Source organism: Mycobacterium innocens, from assembly GCF_900566055.1.
GTDB lineage: Bacteria > Actinomycetota > Actinomycetes > Mycobacteriales > Mycobacteriaceae > Mycobacterium > Mycobacterium innocens.
The window spans coordinates 1-3074 of sequence record NZ_UPHQ01000329.1; the positions used below are offsets into that span (position 1 = coordinate 1).

The 3074-nt window shown below is 65.6% G+C and carries 2 protein-coding genes; both read right to left on the minus strand.

Annotated features, from left to right (window positions below):
- Positions 1-289: 289 nt before the first annotated feature.
- Positions 290-1939, minus strand: coding sequence for a PPE family protein (locus EET03_RS29435; RefSeq protein ID WP_075542570.1), 1650 nt, complete (start codon positions 1937-1939; stop codon positions 290-292).
- 64 nt (positions 1940-2003) lie between these two features.
- Entirely contained in the window at positions 2004-3062 is a 1059-nt protein-coding gene (locus EET03_RS33315) for a hypothetical protein (protein WP_482805340.1), read from the minus strand.
- Positions 3063-3074: the final 12 nt, after the last annotated feature.

Sequence of the window (3074 nt, forward strand, 5' to 3'; positions counted from 1 at the left end):
CTGGTGCGATGGGCGCGACGGAGGTTCAAACGGCTCAGGTCGTTCAAAAGGGCCCAGCGATGGTGGAAAGACCTGGTGCAACGTCAACCAGGCATGTTCGCCCACTGGGCGTGGATGACCGAGTTCTAAACGGACTGGATGAGAAGAGCGGAGTGACGGGAGACTGTCACGCTCCGTTCTGTGGGAGCCCCGGGGTGAGACCCCCCGGGGCCACCCGGCGAACAAGATCTTGCGGTTAGATTAGCCGCGTGTGAAGCCATTCCTGTTGCCGTCCGCTCGATGATGTCGGCTACGGCAGCTGGCGACGCAGGCTGAACAGTCCCGATAGGACAGTGCCCGTGTTGAATAAGCCCGAGCTTGAGCCGCTGTTGACGGAGATGCCCGGGACGGGGGGGACGCCGATATTTCCGAGACCCGACATGCGACCGTTTGACATGGTGCCACCGCTGGCGGTGTTTCCGAAGCCCGAGATATTGGCAGCGCCGGGGCCGGTTGCGCTGTTTCCAAAGCCCGACATCGAGCTGCCCGTGTTGCCGAAGCCCGAATTGACCAGACCGGTGTTGGTGGTCGCTCCGAACCCAGTATTGACGTCGCCCGAATTCCAGAAGCCGGTGTTTACGTCGCCTGAATTTCCGCTACCGGTGTTGATGTCACCCGAGTTCCAGAAACCCGTGTTGAACGATCCCGCATTACCGAATCCGGTGTTATGGCTGCCGGTATTCCCGAAGCCGGTGTTCAGTATGCCTGCGTTCCCGAATCCGGTGTTGACCAAGCCCGCGTTCCCGATGCCGATATTGCCGTAACCCGAGTTCCCGAAACCGATGCTGTTCAGCTGAACTGGCTGAGGATTGGTGCCCGTATTGAAGATACCGACGTTGTGGTCACCGGAATTGAAGAAGCCGATGTTGTTGGTGCCGGAGTTTCCGAAGCCAATGTTGCCGGCGCCCGAGTTCAGCAGCCCAGCCAGGTTGATGCCCACCTGGTTGTTCCCGGTGAGCCCGATGCCGATGTTGTTGTTGCCGGTATTGCCGAATCCGAAATTATTGTTGCCGGTGTTGCCGCCGCCAATGTTGGCGTTGCCGACATTCCCGCCGCCGGTGTTCGTCTCGCCATTGTTGCCGAAGCCGACGTTGTAATTACCACGGTTACCGAATCCCACGTTGTGGCCCGGATCAGGGTTCGTGGCGATCCTGCCGATGTTTCCGAAGCCGATGTTGCCGTTGCGCAAGTTTCCGAAACCGAAGTTGTTGTTGCCGAGGTTGCCGTCGCCGATGTTGTTGTTGCCGATGTTGCCGCCGCCCAGGTTGGAGGTGCCTGTGTTGCCTTCGCCGACGTTGCCGCTTCCGGTGTTGCCGCTGCCGACATTGGCGTTGCCTTTGTTGCCCACGCCCAAGTCAGGCAGACCCTGCAAAAGTTGCTGCAAGTTGGTGGGCAAGGAGATCAGTTGTGCCGCCGCCGCCGAGGCCCCGAAGTGGTATCCGAGCATGGCGTCCACGTCTTGGGTCCACATCTGTTCATAGACGCTTTCAGCCGCCGCAATAGCGGGCGCGTTTTGGCCTAGCAGGTTCGTTACTACCAACTGCACGAACGCATTTCGATTGGCTGCCACCGCCGTGGGGTGAATGGTCGCCGCCCGGGCGGCCTCGAACGCCTCGGCGACGGACTTGGCTTGTCCGGCTGCCGTCGTAGCTTGCGCCGAGGCTGCGCTCAGGAACCGCTGATACGGTGCCGCGGCGGTCGCCATTGCCGCAGCCGCCGCCCCCTGCCAGGCTTGGCCGGCCAACCCGGACATCACGGCGGTAAATGACTGGGCGGCTGTCTCCAATTCCGCAGACAGCCCCTCCCAAGCAACCGCGGCCTGAATCATCGGTGCAGAACCGGCGCCGGCGAACATCCGCACCGAATTGATCTCTGGCGGCAACATAGCGAAACCTGTCATGGTCGGCTCCTAGAAAGGTTTGGTCGAACTTAAAGGGGTTTAAGACCGGGACACCGGCTTGTGCCTAACCCGGACGTCCATTGGCGCCGTCGGCGCCCTTCGACCCGAGATTACCCGGTTGGCCCGAAGGGCTTCCCCACGGGAAAGTGGAGTTGTAGCCGGGGCCGCCCGCACCGGCGGCGCCGCCGGCGCCGCCGGCGCCGCCACGGCCACCGGCCCCTGCCGTACCTGGGCGGCTGAGCGGTCCAGCCGCACCGCCGGCACCACCGTTACCGCCGGCTCCCCCGGCGCCACCGCGAGCGCCATCACCGCCGTCACCGCCGACACCGCCGAGGTAAGCACCGGCGCCATTGGGGCCGCCTACACCGCCAGCACCACCGGCGCCGCCCGCGGCTCCGATGCCACCGGCACCGCCGAGGCCGCCGGCACCACCGGCACCGCCGTCGCCGAACAACAGCCCGCCTCGACCCCCGGCACCACCATGCCCGCCTGCGGTGCCATTGCCGCCGGGGCTCAACGGGCCGTTGGCGTCACCACCGCGGCCACCCGTACCGCCGGGACCTTGCATTGCGCCGGTTTCGGGGTCAAGGAAAAAGTTGAGGCCGCCGTTACCACCGGCTCCGCCGGGCGCTCCGGCTCCGCCGTTCCCGCCATTGCCGCCGGCACCTGCGGGCGTCAACTCAGGGTTGTAGAAGACGTCTCCGCCGTTGCCGCCGTTTCCGCCGGCCCCACCGGCGCCACCGACACCGCCGTCACCGCCTCTTCCGCCCTCGAGATTGCCGTTGCCGCCAGCCCCGCCGTTACCGCCGGGTGCATTGTCGCCCCCGGCGCCCCCGGTGCCGCCGTTACCGCCCGCATTCGGAAGTTGTTCGGGATCACGGGCAGTGCCGTAGCCGGCTCCGCCGTTGCCGCCGGCTTGCCCAGACAGTCCGGGATGGCCGGGCTCGCCATTGCCTCCTGGTTCACCGGATGAGCCGACGACGCCGTCGGTCGACGAGCCCGTGTAGCTCTGCGTCGGGTTGACTCCGTTGTTTCCGTTGACACCGGCGCCGCCGCTGCCGCCGGCGCCGCCGGTCCCCCATAATCCCGCGCTGCCCCCGTTGCCGCCGCTGCCGCCCGACAGGCCACCGTGACC